This is a genomic window from Enterococcus moraviensis ATCC BAA-383, assembly GCF_000407445.1.
Classification (GTDB): domain Bacteria; phylum Bacillota; class Bacilli; order Lactobacillales; family Enterococcaceae; genus Enterococcus_L; species Enterococcus_L moraviensis.
The window spans coordinates 1-16,451 of the sequence record NZ_ASWB01000001.1; the positions used below are offsets into that span (position 1 = coordinate 1).

At 34.9% G+C, this 16,451-nt stretch carries 2 protein-coding genes and 13 tRNA genes; all 15 read left to right on the plus strand.

All coding sequences use genetic code 11. The annotated features are described in order from the left end of the window. Positions 1–5: 5 nt before the first annotated feature. A tRNA-Asn gene (locus tag I586_RS00005) sits at positions 6–79 on the plus strand. Positions 80–126: 47 nt separating this feature from the next. Then, a tRNA-Ser gene (locus I586_RS00010) sits at positions 127–215 on the plus strand. A 15-nt stretch (positions 216–230) separates the two neighbouring features. Continuing rightward, a tRNA-Glu gene (locus I586_RS00015) sits at positions 231–302 on the plus strand. Between the two features lie 12 nt (positions 303–314). After that, positions 315–387, plus strand: a tRNA-Val gene (locus tag I586_RS00020). Positions 388–396: 9 nt separating this feature from the next. Further along, positions 397–470, plus strand: a tRNA-Asp gene (locus tag I586_RS00025). 13 nt (positions 471–483) lie between these two features. Continuing rightward, positions 484–556 (plus strand) — tRNA-Phe (locus I586_RS00030). A 3-nt stretch (positions 557–559) separates the two neighbouring features. Then, positions 560–640: transfer RNA gene (locus tag I586_RS00035), tRNA-Tyr, on the plus strand. 9 nt (positions 641–649) lie between these two features. Beyond that, positions 650–720: transfer RNA gene (locus I586_RS00040), tRNA-Trp, on the plus strand. A gap of 13 nt (positions 721–733) precedes the next feature. Next, positions 734–806, plus strand: a tRNA-His gene (locus tag I586_RS00045). 31 nt (positions 807–837) lie between these two features. Beyond that, positions 838–910, plus strand: a tRNA-His gene (locus I586_RS00050). A gap of 16 nt (positions 911–926) precedes the next feature. Continuing rightward, positions 927–998, plus strand: a tRNA-Gln gene (locus I586_RS00055). A 33-nt stretch (positions 999–1,031) separates the two neighbouring features. Continuing rightward, positions 1,032–1,102: transfer RNA gene (locus I586_RS00060), tRNA-Cys, on the plus strand. Between the two features lie 16 nt (positions 1,103–1,118). Beyond that, positions 1,119–1,202 (plus strand) — tRNA-Leu (locus I586_RS00065). 845 nt (positions 1,203–2,047) lie between these two features. Further along, positions 2,048–2,257, plus strand: a complete 210-nt coding sequence (locus I586_RS00070; RefSeq protein ID WP_010765232.1) for a hypothetical protein — start codon at positions 2,048–2,050, stop codon at positions 2,255–2,257. Positions 2,258–2,570: 313 nt separating this feature from the next. Then, complete coding sequence (locus I586_RS00075) at positions 2,571–16,451, plus strand: non-ribosomal peptide synthetase (protein ID WP_034701296.1); 13,881 nt, start codon at positions 2,571–2,573, stop codon at positions 16,449–16,451.

Sequence of the window (16,451 nt, forward strand, 5' to 3'; positions counted from 1 at the left end):
ATTATTCCGGCATAGCTCAGTTGGTAGTAGCGCATGACTGTTAATCATGATGTCGTAGGTTCGAGTCCTACTGCCGGAGTTCCTTAATATAGGATTTAACGAGTATTGACTGCTTCTTTTAACTCTGGAGAGTTGTCCGAGAGGCCGAAGGAGCATGATTGGAAATCATGTAGACGGTGAACGCTGTCTCAAGGGTTCGAATCCCTTACTCTCCGTATTAAGTTTTTATTGGCCCGTTGGTCAAGCGGTTAAGACACCGCCCTTTCACGGCGGTATCACGGGTTCGATTCCCGTACGGGTCATTTATATTTATTGGAGGTTTAGCTCAGCTGGGAGAGCACCTGCCTTACAAGCAGGGGGTCGGCGGTTCGATCCCGTCAACCTCCATTAAATTACGGTTTGGTAGTTCAGCTGGTTAGAATGCCTGCCTGTCACGCAGGAGGTCGCGGGTTCGAGTCCCGTCCAGACCGTTTTATATTTTTTGGCGCAGTAGCTCAGTTGGTAGAGCAACGGATTGAAGCTCCGTGTGTCGGCAGTTCGATTCTGTCTTGCGCCATTTGGAGGAATAGCGAAGTGGCTAAACGCGACGGACTGTAAATCCGTTCCTTAGGGTTCAGTGGTTCGAATCCACTTTCCTCCATTACATAGTAGGGATATAGTTAAACGGTATAACTACGGTCTCCAAAACCGTCATTGTGGGTTCGATTCCTACTATCCCTGTTAATATTTTATGGCGATTGTGGTGAAGTGGTTAACACAGCGGATTGTGGTTCCGCCATGCGTGGGTTCGATCCCCATCAGTCGCCCTTAGTTTTAAATATTATAATATGCGTTATGGCGATTGTGGTGAAGTGGTTAACACAGCGGATTGTGGTTCCGCCACGCGTGGGTTCGATTCCCATCAGTCGCCCTTAGTTTTAAAATTTTGGGGTATAGCCAAGCGGTAAGGCAACAGGTTTTGATCCTGTCATGCGTTGGTTCGAATCCAGCTACCCCAGTTTCTCTTTTTGAGAATCATTAAATTGTAATATGGCGGTATAGCCAAGTGGTAAGGCAGAGGTCTGCAAAACCTTCATCACCGGTTCAAATCCGGTTACCGCCTTGCAAATTTATTTCATGCCGGCGTGGCGGAATTGGCAGACGCGCTGGACTCAAAATCCAGTGCCCGCGAGGGCGTGCCGGTTCGACCCCGGCCGCCGGTATTCTAAAAACACCAACGTTTCTAACGATTCGTTGGTGTTTTTTTTGAATTTTTACTTGGCAATTTCACTCAGTTAGATAATATGTAGAGTGGTAGAATTTGATATATTTTCGGTGCATTCCTTATTTTAAAATGGCTGACTATCTTAATAAAGAATAGCTGCACGAACAGTAGAATTCTATTTTACTATGCTATATCTTCATTCTATTGTTATTAGAAGAGCAATGTATAAGAACATGATGTATACAAATGATGTTTAAGCAATATCAATTTTAGTTAATAATAAAAAATAAATGTTTTATAATTTTGTTTTATTCTATAAAATATCTATTCATTTTCATTTACATCTTAAATTGATTTAACTAAGATATGACATGTATTTCATTTGACTAAAAGGAGTAATATTACTGATTATATATCAAAAATATATTCATAAAAAGATATATAATGTGTTATAATATGTATTATTTAGTTAGATTACTTTGCATGTGATAAGAATATTGTTATCAATAGTGGCAATACTTTTTAAGTATTGATTGTTTTAGTAAAGATGGGTGTACGCGACGAAAAGTGGGGTGATTTGGATAAAATAAGTGTAAGTTTTTTCTAGTACTCTATTCTCGAACTAAAAATAAAAGATCAGACATCTCTTTACACTAATGCAGTATCATGTTATTATCTAAACATACCGACGGTCAGTATAAAATATTTTGGGAATGAAATCCATTATTTTATGATTTGTCGTGATAGTGCGTTCCAACTATTTTTACTCACATACTAACTACCTTAACTAAATATTATGTGCTAACAAACAAAAAGAAATAGCAGATTAGGAGATGAAACAACATGAGAGAGAATATTCCACTTTTTCGCATGGCTAAAAAATATTTGAATCCTAGTGAAAATGTTGCACGCAAAACAACTGCTCCATCTATTGTTGCTGGAGCGGCAATTGTAGTAACAGGAATGGCTATAGGTTCAAAAAAGACAATTGCTTTAGGAGCATTAATGAGTGCAGGTAATTTATTATTTCTAAAATCTAGAACAGGAAAATAGCACATTTCTATGATGGATCATGAAAAAGAATAATCTATATTAAAAAGGTGAAGGTATGAATAAGAGAGTAAAAAACCATGAAAGCTGAGTCTATAATGGTATGTTTCATTATAATCTCGGCTTTTTTTAAACTTTCGTTTCGAAACATATCTTACCTACTATAAGAAGCATTTATCTATTTAAATAAAATGCGAAGTTGGGCGCAATATAACTAAAATGAAAATCGATAGTTAGCGTTTTAACAATAATTAAAATATCTAACAAAGGTAGGTAATTTGGCGTGATAAATATATTAAGGGGCAAGCAAACTGTTTTGGAAGAAAAAAAACTTATCAGTCAAACAATCATTCAGTTGTTTGAGCAACAAGTTTTTTATAATCCAGAAAGAGTGGCCATTCGTTACTTAGGAGAAGAAGTGACATACGCACAATTGAATGAACGTGCGAATTATTTAGGAGATAAACTTAGAAAATTTGGTGTACAAGCAAACGATGTCGTAGCTATTTTGTCCAAACAGAATTTGGATATGATTGTTGCAATAATAGGTGTTTTAAAATCAGGTGCTGCATATTTACCAATAGCATTAGATACACCGATTAATCGTATTAAATATATTTTAGAAGATAGTCAGTCAAAAATAGTCTTAACGAACAGTAAAGACGATCTGATTAAAGAAAATCTAAATATTCCTTTTGTAACAATAGACCAAGAGAAAACACTAAAGGATAATTTACCGATTATTAATACACCTAATGATTTATTGTATGTTATTTATACGTCAGGAACAACAGGAAATCCAAAAGGTGTGATGATCGAAAATAGAAATCTTGCTAACACGATAAATTGGCGTATCCAAACAGGTAGCGTTACAAATCAAAGTGTATTCTTACAAAAGTCTGCCTACGTGTTTGATGTCTCTGTGGGAGAGATATTTTCAACGTTATTAGCGGGTGCAGAATTACAATTATTATCTGAAGAACAAAATAATAATTTTGAAGAACTAGTAAGTGTAATTTACGAAAGTAAAGTCACACATATATCTATCGTTTCAACATTTTTCTTTGAACTACTTGAATACTTAAAAGAAAATAATACTGCCTGGAAATTGGATTCTTTGAAGACTATCTACCTTGGTGGGGATTCAGTTACACTTTCCTTGTTAAATAAATACCGTGAAGTCATGACTTCAGATCCGAATTTCAGTAAATTATTTAATGAGTATGGACCAACAGAATGTACAATTACTGCCACATCATGCCATTTAAAAGACTTTAGTGGCAATACTATGACAATAGGGAAACCCATTTCCAATACGACTGTACTGATTCTTAATGACGAAGGGGAGCAATGCCAAGAGGATGAAATTGGTGAGCTTTGTATCGGGGGTGCCGGCGTTTCTAGAGGGTATTTAAACCATCAAGAATTAACAGCTGAGAAATTCATTGAAAATCCTTTTAAACAAGGAGAAAAATTATACCGAAGTGGTGACTTAGCGAAATACGCAAGTGATGGAAATATTATTTTTCTTGGGAGAATGGATGATCAAGTAAAAATTAGAGGATACCGAATTGAATTAGATGAAATCAAAGATGCTTTGTGTGAATTACCAGAAATTGATTCCGCAGCAGTTTCTATATGGGAAAAAGATGGTAGTCAACACTTATGTGGATATGTTGTTTTTTCAAAAGATCGCCAGTTAACACGACAACAAATCAATAAGAGGTTATCCACTCGACTTTCTAGCTATATGATTCCGACGTTTATTGTACCAATCGATAAAATACCTTTAACAGTCAATGGGAAATTAGATAAAAGAAAATTACCAGCACCTGAAATGGCTCAATCAAAAGAGATTGTGTTGCCGACGACAAAAGAACAAGAAATTACAGTTCGAGTTTTTAAAGAGATTTTAGGAATAAATGAAGTTAGTATTAACGACAGCTTTTTTGAATTAGGTGGCGATTCCATCAAGGCAATTCGAATGATCTCTAGATTTAGAAAATATGATTATAGTATTGATTTACCGACGATTATGGAAAGCCGTTACGTAGAAACAATTAGTGAAAAAATCGCACAAATTGTTACAACGTCTGACAGTTATGATGAAGTGACTGGCGACGTTTTACTGACACCAATTCAGAAATTGTTCTTTAAGAGTAAGCTGAATGAACCACAGCATTTTAATCAATCATTTTTACTTGAAAGTCAGGAGAGACTTCAAAAAGAGCCATTGGAAAATGCATTTCAGGTATTATTGTCTCACCATGATATGTTAAGAGCGGTTTATCCAAACGATGCTCAAACTATCTTATCTCTTAAAGAGTCAAAAACTGTACCAATCGAGTACTTCTATTTTCCAGATATTGAAGAAGACGAAGAAATAAAAATGCAAATAGAAGCGGCAAGTAACCAGTATCAGGCTAGCTTAGATTTGGCTACGGGACCTCTAGTTAAGGCGCTATGTTTTTCAACAAAAAGAAGAGATTTTTTATTGGTCATTATTCATCATTTAGTTGTCGATGGAATTTCTTGGCGAATTATTGTTGAAGATTTGAATACGAGCTATCTTGCTGCAAAAGAGCAACAAGAAATTATCTTACCTGCTAAAACCGACTCTTTCCAAAAATGGTGTGAGTTACTCGCTCAATATGGCAAAAGCTATCGTGTGCAACAAGAACTTCCATTATGGGAGGAAACGGTAAAATCAATTGAAAAATCAAGAATTAGTGATGTAGAACTTGATTCGATTCCATCAGAATTGAAATTAAAAACACTTCATTTTGATGCAGATATAACAAATAACCTGTTGTATGAAGCTGGAAAGTCTTATAATCTTGAAATCAATGATCTTTTGCTAACAGCTCTATTTAGAACGGTGAATAAATTGGCTTCATCTTCTACTGTTTCAGTACAATTAGAAGGACATGGAAGAGAAATCATTGACCAAGGAGAATCAATCGATAGAACAGTAGGCTGGTTTACGATTATGTATCCTATTACTGTCAATAATATTGGTAGATCTCTTGCAACTGATTTGAAAAATACCAAAGAAACATTGAGAAGAATTCCAAAGCATGGTATTGGCTATGGTGTCTTGTGTGAACAGTATCCACACTTAGAACAAGATCAAGCTGAAATTACGTTTAACTATTTAGGTGTGTTCAATGAGGAAGCCGATTCAGATTTAATTAAAATCGATACCGTTGAATTTGGCAACCAAGTATCATCTAAGAATCGCTTTGGAACAAAAATTAACATGGATAGCTCTGTTTCTAATGGTGAGCTGATTCTGAATATTTCTTATGATGCGGCATTTTTCAGCGAAGAATTGGTTATGGCGTTACAAGAAACCTATTATAGTGAACTTCTTGCTGTTGTTGAGCACTGCCTAAGCGTAAATGAAACAGAATATAGTGCTTCTGATTTTGGTGAATTGGAATGGTCACAGCAAGAGTTTGATAGAGTCAATTTAGAAATCATCCAGAAAAAAGATCGCATTCAAAAAATCTTCCCCCTAACAACGATGCAAGAAGGAATGCTTTTCCATAAATTAATAGATGAAGCGTCTACTAGTTATGTTGTTCAGAATAATTTTAAAATAGATGGAACAATCGATTATAATTCTCTGGTAGATAGTTTAGATATATTAGCAAAAAAACACAGAATACTGCGGGCGATGATCAAGTACAAAGGTGTGAAAGAGCCTAGATTGGTCATTTTAGAAAATAAACAAATTGAGTCTCAATATGTTGATATTTCAGCAGATCTTCAACCAGATAAACAAATCGAAAAGTTAAAGGAGCAAGATTTAGCTCGTGGATTTGATTTAGAAAACGATGCTTTGTTCAGAATTAGGTTTATCAAAACGTCGGATAATCAAAGTCATTTGATTATGAGCTTTCACCATATAATTTTGGATGGTTGGTGTTTAGGTCCATTACTCTCTGATTTAAATGATTTTTATACAAAATTGAGTAATGGGATGACAAAAGAAGAACTAATCAAACAAATTCCAGAAGATACGAGCTATGAAGACTATTTAAAAGTCATGAATCTAAAAGATAAGGAAAAAGCTCTAGAGTATTGGACGAATTTATTAGCTGATTATAGTGAGACGGCAACCATTATCCCTGAAGGAAATCCAATCAAGTCAAATGAAGAAGTTAGACTGATTCAGCAAGTTTTAACGACACAGCAGTATGATAAGTTAAAACAGTTTAGTCAAGAAAATGGTCAAACAACTAGCTCTGTTATTGAGTCAGTTTGGGGAACTGTTTTAGCAGCGTACAATAATACCGATGATGTTGTATTTGGAAAAGTAGTCTCTGGTAGAAATGTAGATGTCAAAGATATTGAAAGTGCATTAGGCTTGTTTATTAATACGATTCCAGTAAGGATGAAATTTGAAAAACACCAGGCGTTTATTGATGTAGTTAAACAGCTGCAAAAGCAATCATTTGAAAGTGAAAAATATGATTACTGCTCGTTGGTTGAAATCCAAAATGAAAATTCATTGGGGCAAGATCTTTTTCAATCGATTGTTGTTTTTGAAAATGAGTATCATTCAGAAGAAGACAGTTACTTGAAGTTCAAACCAGAAGGAATTAGAGAACAGACAAACTATCCAATAACGGTTAGTGTGGTTCAAGGCGAGACATTAAATCTAAGAATATCATATGATACAGAGCAATATAATCAAAAAGAAATGGTACAAGTTTTAACTCACTTTACCAATGCGTTACTTCATGTTTTAGAACAACCAAATAAAGCTATGGCTGATATTAGTCTGATGGATAGTGAAGAAGAGAATATAGTGTTGAACAGATTCAATCAGACTAAGGTGGAAAATAAATCTATTACATTTATTCAAGCATTTAATGAACAAGTGAAAAAAACACCAAATAGTCCAGCAATAAGAATCGCCAATGAAACAATCACCTATTTAGAGTTAAATGAAAAAGCGAATGCATTAGGAAAACAATTACGAGCAAAAGGTGTTGGCCGTGACTCTATTGTAGGTATTTTGGCCGATAGATCACTAGAAATGATTATTGGTATGTACGGTATCCTGAAAGCTGGTGGGGCATATCTTCCGATTGATCCAGGCAATCCTATAGATCGAATTGAGTATACAATAAAAAATAGTGAAGCGTTGCTCTTGTTGGTGGATGCTCCAAATGCAGAGTTGGTTAAAACTATAGAGGTTGAACAAATCGTCTTAACGGATATACAAAGAGAATCAGAAGATTTAATGGTGATCAATCAACCAAACGATTTAGCCTATGTTATTTATACCTCTGGTACGACCGGAATGCCAAAAGGAGTAATGGTAGAACACCGGAATTTAGTGAATAGTTTAAATTGGCATATCAAAGACTCTTTTATTAAGAATGACAGTGTGATTTTACAAAAATCCAGTTTTGCATTTGATGTATCCGTTGCTGAAATTTTTACATGTGGACTGACAGGTGCGTGTTTGCAGTTGCTTACAACGGAAGAAAATGACAATTTTAGTCTTTTGGCTGGTGTTATTGAAAAAAATCAAGTGACCCATTTCTTTATGGTCTCTACATTATTTACTGTATTTTTGGATTATTTAGCTGAAATCGATAAGAAAGCTGTTTTATCAAGTTTGAAACATGTTTATCTTGGCGGTGATAAAATGACGCTAGATATGATGAGTAAATTGAATGATCAATACAAAGAATATTCGTTTACTATCAGTAATGCTTATGGGCCAACAGAATGCGCGATTGCAGCAACCTCTTACAAAATGACATCATTTGTTGAAGAGGGAATCCTACCGATCGGCAAACCAATCGATAATGTAAAATTATATGTAATGAATGATGGGAAACTTTGCGGTATTGGCATGCCAGGGGAACTGTTCATTGGAGGTGCTGGTGTATCAAGAGGTTATCTTAATAATGAAACACTGACACACAAAATGTTTACTGAAAATCCATACTGTGAGGGTGAACGAATCTATCGTACAGGAGACTTAGTTCGCTGGTTGGGTGATGGAAATATTGACATTCTAGGAAGAATAGATGAGCAAGTAAAAATTCGTGGATTTAGGATTGAACTTGGAGAAATCAAAACAAAATTGACAGAGTTTCCTGCAATTACAGATGCAGCCGTTATTATTCAAGAAGTCAACGGAAGTCATTTGTTAAATGCTTTTGTTGTAGGCGAACAGCTAGATGTACACGCTATAAAAGAACAACTGAAGAAACTGCTCCCTGCATATATGGTACCTGATTTTATCCAAGAAATTAATGAAATCCCAATCACAAGAAATGGAAAGTTAGATAAAGCTAAATTGCCAGTACCAGAAATCAAGCAAGATAAAGAAATTGTGTTACCTCAAAGTCCAATAGAAGAAACGATCCATAGACTCTTTAAAGAAATTCTAAATGTGGAACAAGTTAGTATTCATAATAGTTTCTTCGATTTAGGAGGTCATTCTTTAAAAGCAATTCGTTTAGCGGGTGCAATTGAAAAAGAGTTACACGCACAATTGTCTATTGGCGAGATTTTAGAAGCTCAAACAATTGAACAAATAGCAAAAAAAGTGCAAATCAAGCAAAAAGAATATGCTGGCTATCAAAAATTAGAGAAAACTGATTACACGGAAATGAGTTCAGTACAACGTAGGCTATATGCATTAAATCAATTGGAACCTGAAAGCATTTTATATAATGTACCCGTAATAATGAAAGCAAATGGTAACATTGACAAATTGGACCTACAATGCGCATTAGAAAAATTAATAGCCCGTCATGAGCCATTAAGAACTGTTTTTTCACTAGAGAATAATCAATTTCTGCAAACTGTTTTGGATAATGCTCACATTGATGTTTTAACAGAAGAAATAGAGGTTGAAGAAATAAACGATCAAATCAATAAATTTATTCAGCCTTTCGACTTGAGTAAAGCACCATTATTTAGAGCAAAAGTCTTTTATTTATCAGATAATACCTCAATTTTAGCTCTTGATTTTCATCATCTTATTTTTGATGGTGGTTCACTTCCGTATTTATTACAAGATTTATCTAGTTATTACGGAAATGAAGAATTGATACCATTGGAATATCAATACAAAGATTATTGTGCGTATGCAAGTAAACAAGAGTTAGACGAACAAGAGCAATTTTGGCTGAAGGAATTTGAACAAGGGATAGAACGAATGAACATCCCAACTGATTTTTCTAGACCTGCTACTCAAAGCTTTAACGGTCGCACGGTGAATGGAAAACTCGATTCAAAAATTAAAGAAAATGTTCAATTATTATCAAAACAAACGAATATGACGGAGTATGCAATTATCCTTGCAGCCTTCAATTTATTACTATCTAGGTATTGTCAAACCAATGACGTTATCGTCGGTGTACCCGTATCTGGAAGAACACATCCAGATATTCAAGATATGATTGGGATGTTCGTCAATACACTTGTATTAAAAAATCATGTAAATGAAGAAGAGACCTTTGAATCATTTGTCAAAGACGTTCAAAACAGAAGTTTAATTGCTTTTGAACATCAGGATTATCCATATGAAGAGTTAGTCAAGCAGTTGGAACCTGAAAGAGACCAGTCTCGTAACCCACTCTTTGATATCATGTTTGCTTTTGAAAAAGAAGGAGATCAAGCAATTCAACTAGGGGATCTTCAATTAGAAGAACTATCGATCGATGGAGGAATTTCTAAATTTGATTTGACTTTAAACATTCATGAACGAAAAGATAGCTATGAAATGTTTTGGGAATATAACACAGACTTATTTACAGAAATAACGATTCAAAACATCATGAATAGTTTTTGTACGATTCTTGCAACTGCACTCAATAACACACAAATGGAGTTGAACCAAATTCCATCTTTGAGTCAGAAAAAACAAGCAGAAGTTTATGAAAGTTTGAATGATACAAAAACAAAATTACCTGAACAAACATTGATGGAACTTTTTGAAAAAACAAGTATGGCTAAAGCTAAGAACAAGGCTATTTCGTATGGTGATACGATTATGACCTATGCCGAAATGAATCAAGCGTCGAACCGTATTGCACACAAATTAAAAGAACTTGGTTTTGGGACTAAAGACCATATCGGAATCGAAGGTCATAAAAATATTGAAACGATTATAGGGATTTTAGCTATCTTAAAAGTGGGTGGCGCTTATGTTCCACTCGATCCTAAAAATCCTATAAGTCGACAAGAGCACATTATTCAAGATAGTGAAATCAAAATTGTCTTAACGAGTGATGAAGAGTCACCGCTAAATAATTTAGTGGAGATCTTAGGACTCGATTTAGCTCAATTTGATTATTGTCCAAATGAAAATCTTGAAATAACAGCAAACCAAGAAGATACGGCTTATATCATCTATACCTCTGGAACAACAGGCTTACCAAAAGGGGTAGAGGTAACACACAAAAATATTATTAGATTAGTTAAAAATACTAATTTAATAGAGGATACCGACTTAAATATTTTACAAACCGGATCATTAGCGTTTGATGCTTCAACATTTGAAATTTGGGGTTCGTTATTAAATGGTGGAAGTCTTACAATGATCGACCAAACGACTCTATTTGATACGACGCTTTTGTCTAATGTAATCAAAGAAGCAAAAATTGATGCCATGTTTATGACAACGTCATTGTTTAATCAATTGGTTTCAGAAGATGTGCATGTTTTTGATCATCTGGGAATGATTATTGTCGGAGGTGAGAAGCTTTCTGAGTACCACGTCCAACTATTAAGGGATAACAATGCAACAATCCAAATTAAAAATGGTTATGGTCCAACTGAAACGACTACATTTGCCTTAACTTATACAGTTGGAGAAACGATTCCAGAACCAATCCCAATTGGGGCGCCAATCGGAAATACAACAGCCTATGTCGTTTATAAAGACAATTTATGTACGATAGGAATGCCAGGTGAGTTATATATTGGCGGAGCTGGTGTGAGTAAAGGCTATTTAAATCAAGTTGAATTAACAGCAGAAAGGTTTGTTTCACATCCTACTTTTGCAACGGATGAAGATTATCTTTATCGTACGGGTGACTTAGTAAAAATCAATGCAGATGGTTTGATTGACTATTTAGGAAGAATTGATGAACAGGTCAAAATTCGGGGTTATCGAATCGAACTAAGTGAAATTTCAAAACAAATCAATGAACTACCTAATGTTTTAGAAACGTTGACAATTGTGAACGAAGCATCTGGCACAAAAGAAATTGTCAGTTATGTTGTTACAGATATTGAACTGGACAAACAATTGATTCTTGAACAGTTACAAGAGACACTGCCTGAATACATGATTCCCAAACAAATCATGCTACTCAATGAGTTACCAAAGACAAAAAATGGAAAAGTAGACATTAAGCTTCTTCCAAAAGTTGAACGCGCTAGTTCAAAAGACTATATTGCACCGAGAAGTGAGAAAGAAAAAGAAATCACAGAAATTTTTAAAATGATTTTAGACATTCCTAAGATAGGAATCGATGATGGATTCTTCGAACTTGGTGGAGACTCAATCAAAGCAATTAGAATTGTTTCTAAATTAAGAGAAAACCAATACCAAGTATCGACAAAAGCGATTATGGAACTAAAAACGATTAGACGAATCAGTGCTTCGATTGAGCGCTCGATTCAACTGAATACGAGTGAGCAACAAGTATCTGGTGAAGGTAAATTTACGCCAATTCAACAAGAATTTTTCCGTGAAAGATTACCAAAACCAGCACATTTCAATCAGTCATTACTCTTAGAGAGTGTGGCACATTTTAACGAAAAGAGCGTAAAACAAAGCTTAGACTTTTTAGTGGCATATCATGATAATTTGAGAGCTGTTTATAAGGAAGATACATTTATTATCCCTGAAAGTTCTCAACAAGATCATTGTGAATACCAGGCAGTTACGCTACCAGTAGATAATGAAATTACTACGATTGAAGAAATAGGAAATGAAGCGCAAAAACAATTTAATATACAATCAGGACCTTTATTTAAAGCGATTCACTTTAAAGGACTGCACAAAGATTATTTATTATTAATTGCACATCATTTAGTAATTGACGGTGTTTCTTGGCGTATTCTATTTGAAGATTTCACTCGTTGTTATGAACAGGTTGAAAACAACGAAGAAATCACTCTACCTGCAAAAACGTATTCTTATCTAAAATGGAGTGAAACATTAGAACAGTATGGCGAAAGTGTGCTCTCAGCAAAAGAAATTCGTTATTGGGAAGAGATAGAAGAAAAAATCACTGAACCGATATTTGCTCGTGGCTCTCAAAAAGAAGAATTGCCTTTAACAACAATTGAATTGAAGTTTTCTAAAAATCTTACAGAACAGTTATTAAAAGATGCAGGCCAAGCCTATAATACTAAAACCAATGACTTAGTTTTGACAGCATTCGTTACAACGATTCAGAAACTATTTTCTAGGAAAGATGTAACAGTCAATATCGAAGGGCACGGACGTGAACAACTCAGTCAAGAAATCGTAACAGACAGAACCGTTGGCTGGTTTACAAGTATCTATCCAGTGGTATTTGATTTATCAGGAGACGGACTGGCTGAAAACATTAAAACAGTCAAAGAAACAGTAAGACGGGTTCCTAATAATGGCGTGGGTTATGGCATTTTAAAAGCCTATCGTCAACTTTTCCATAAGCTTCCTGAATTTACGTTTAATTATCTAGGAGAAATTGGTGAAGAAGGAACAATGGAGACAAGTATTTCAATATCTGATCAAGCATCATTTGAAGAAATCGATTTACTGAATAAGTTTGGCTCTCCAATCACATTGAATGCTCTAGTAAGGAATAAAGCGTTAGAAGTAGCCTTAAACTTTGATCCAGATTATGTATCAGATTCATCTCTACAAAACCAATTCGCTTCAATTTTTGAGGAAACATTAAAAGAAATCATTACACAATGCGTAGCTGTTAAAGAAACAGAATATACTGTTTCAGATTTTGGTGAACTGGTTTGGAATGATCAAGAATTTAAACAAATGCTGTTTGATCAAGACAGAGATATTCACAATATTGAACGGATTTTACCGATGACACCAATGCAACAAGGGATGCTGTATCATAAGGCCGTTGATTCAGATTCTACTAGCTATGTAATCCAAAGCGAATTCCAAATCCACGCGATTGATTTTGATTCAGCTCGTTTGAATGAAGCGTTCCAACTAATCGCTGAAAAATACAGTATTTTACGAACCAATGTTGTCTATAGACAGGTAGAAGAACCACGGATGATTCTTCAAAAAGAAAAAGCGATCGAATCCCATTGTATTGATCTTTCTCTGAACCAAAATCCAATGGTTGAGTATCAAAGAATAGTACAGGATGACGTTCAACGAGGCTTTGATTTAGAAAAAGATTCATTGCTGAGAACCAAGATAATAGAACTTCCAAATAATGAAGTTCGTCTTGTATTGACCTTCCATCATATTATTTTAGATGGTTGGTGTGTCTCAATCTTAATGAATGAGATCAACCATTTCTATACGGAACTATCAAACGGTATTGTTTATTCGGAGATACGTTCACAGCTAGAAATTGACGATAGCTTTGAACAACATGTTCGAAAACTGAATGAGGAAGATTCAGAAGCTGGCTTGATGTATTGGCAAGACTTGATTTCTGATTATGATTCCACGGCTGAAATAAGTGCAGATCATACAGAAAACCAACAAAATGAACCGATGATTCTTACAGAAGAAAAGTATGTTTCAAAAGAGTTGAGTCAAAAAGTTAAAGTAGCAGCTCAAACATTAGGTGTAACAATCAATACAATGATTGAAACTGCTTGGGGAATTTTACTTCAAAAATATAATTATACGAACGATGTTATTTTTGGAAAAGTTGTTTCTGGTAGAAATGCTGATATCGATGGCATTGAAAATTCTTTAGGATTGTATATCAATACGATTTTATTACGTGTAGATAGTACAGATAAAACAATAGAAGAATTAGTCAAAGCTATTCAAAAGCAAGCATTAGATAGTGGTAAGTACGACCATTGCTCACTAGCAGATATTCAAAATGAGTATCAAGCTAGTACCGATTTAATTCAAACCTTATTTGTTTTTGAAAATTATCATACGCAAGAGGAATCTGATAATCAGAAGGCTATTAATTTGGAAATGATCAATGCGCGTGAAGAAACGAACTATGCTATTACATTGAGTGCACAATACACAACGGAGTTAGGCTTCAAACTGATGTATGACAGTCAAAAATATGAAACGACGACGATTGTCCGCTTATTAAATAGACTTGTTTCAATAATCGGAGAGTTGGCGAATGATTCTAGAAAACTAGTTTCTGACATCGAATTATTTGATCATACAGATGAGGAAATATTGTTGACTGTATGCAATCCAAAAGCAGTTAGCTATCCTTCAACTCAAACAATTATTGAACTGTTCGAAGAACAAGTGAGACAACGTCCTGATGCAATTGCTGTTAAATATAGAGAACAAGCGTTAACGTATCGTGAATTAGATCAGCAAGCGAATCACGTAGCTCGCCAACTAATTGAGGCTGGAGTTGAACCTGAACAACCTGTTGGTTTGCTTGTAAGTAAAAAACTCGAAGTGATTGTGGGACTGTTTGGTATTTTAAAAGCTAATGCTGTATATGTACCGTTAGATCCAAAAAATCCAATGGAACGTAATCAATACATTTTAACGGATAGTCAATGTGAATTAGTCTTAACACCAGAGTCGGAACCATGTGAATTTATTAAGAGTCAAAAACAAATGACAGTTACTCTTAATAATGATTTAGAGGCAGTGGTGGCGCCTGAATCATGTACAACTGAGAACAGTTTAGCATATATTATTTATACTTCAGGAACGTCAGGAAAGCCTAAAGGCGTAATGGTAGAGCAACACAATGTGATACGACTAGTTAAAAACAATACGTATGCTGAATTAGCAGAAGCGAATATTTTACAAGGTGGATCCTTAGCATTTGATGCGTCAACATTTGAAATTTTTGGTGCTTTACTGAACGGCGGCAGTCTTTTCTTAGCAGAAGAAGAACAATTGTCAAATCCAGAATTACTCAAAGAAACGATTATAAACAATGAAATCAACTGTATGTTTATCACAACAGCCTTATTTAATCAGTTAGTATCGGCAGATGTTCAGTTGTTTGATCATTTGGATACCGTATTAGTGGGTGGAGAAAAAGCATCAGAAAAACACTTTGCCTTGTTGAGAGAACACAATGCTCAAATTAAATTAAGTAACATTTATGGACCAACTGAAAGTACGACATTTGCTTTGGTTTATCCCATTGAGCAACAGGTTCCTAAAAAGCTTCCAATCGGCAAGCCAATTGCGAATACTACAGCCTATGTGTTAGATGGGCAAGCACGTTGTGGGATTGATATTCCAGGAGAATTGTGTTTAGGTGGAGCAGGTATTGCGAGAGGCTACTTTAATCAGCCGGAGTTAACGGAGGAAAAATTTATTCAAATTCCAGCTGTGAGCAATGAGCGTCTTTATCGAACGGGAGATTTAGTTAAAATGAACGCTGCAGGTGATATTTTATTCCTAGGCAGAATCGATCATCAAGTCAAGATTCGCGGTTTCCGTATTGAACTAGATGAAATCATGAATCAAATTAGATCTATGCCAGAAGTACATGATGCAGTTGTTGTAATCAAAGAACTAAATGATGAAAAAATTATCTGCGGATTTTTAACTTTAGAAAATGAAGACTTGGAACTAGATGTTATTCACACGTATTTAGAACAGAAATTACCACATTATATGATTCCAAGTTATTTACAAATTCTTCCAGAGTTACCGCTCACCAAAAATGGGAAAATCGACATATCGGCTTTACCAGAATTGGAGTACGTAAGTACGAAAGAATATAGTGCACCTACCACAGAAAACGAGAAAATTCTAGCAGAAATTTTTGAAAAAGTTTTAGAAGTTGATCAAATCGGTATAGATGATAACTTCTTCGAATTAGGCGGACATTCACTAAAAATAATGAATGTTGTGAATTTGCTTGAAAAAGAAAAGAACATGACGGTTTCATTTAGATCGATCATTGATGGAAAAACAGTTAGAAAAATAGCGCAAGATATGGACATGAATTCAAAAGAATATGTGCCAATGGAATTGGATGATGAGGAGGTATTCTGA

Excerpts from the sequence above, each read along its gene's own strand:
- I586_RS00070 (WP_010765232.1), top strand. The coding sequence starts at position 2,048 with ATGAGAGAGAATATTCCACTTTTTCGCATGGCTAAAAAATATTTGAAT.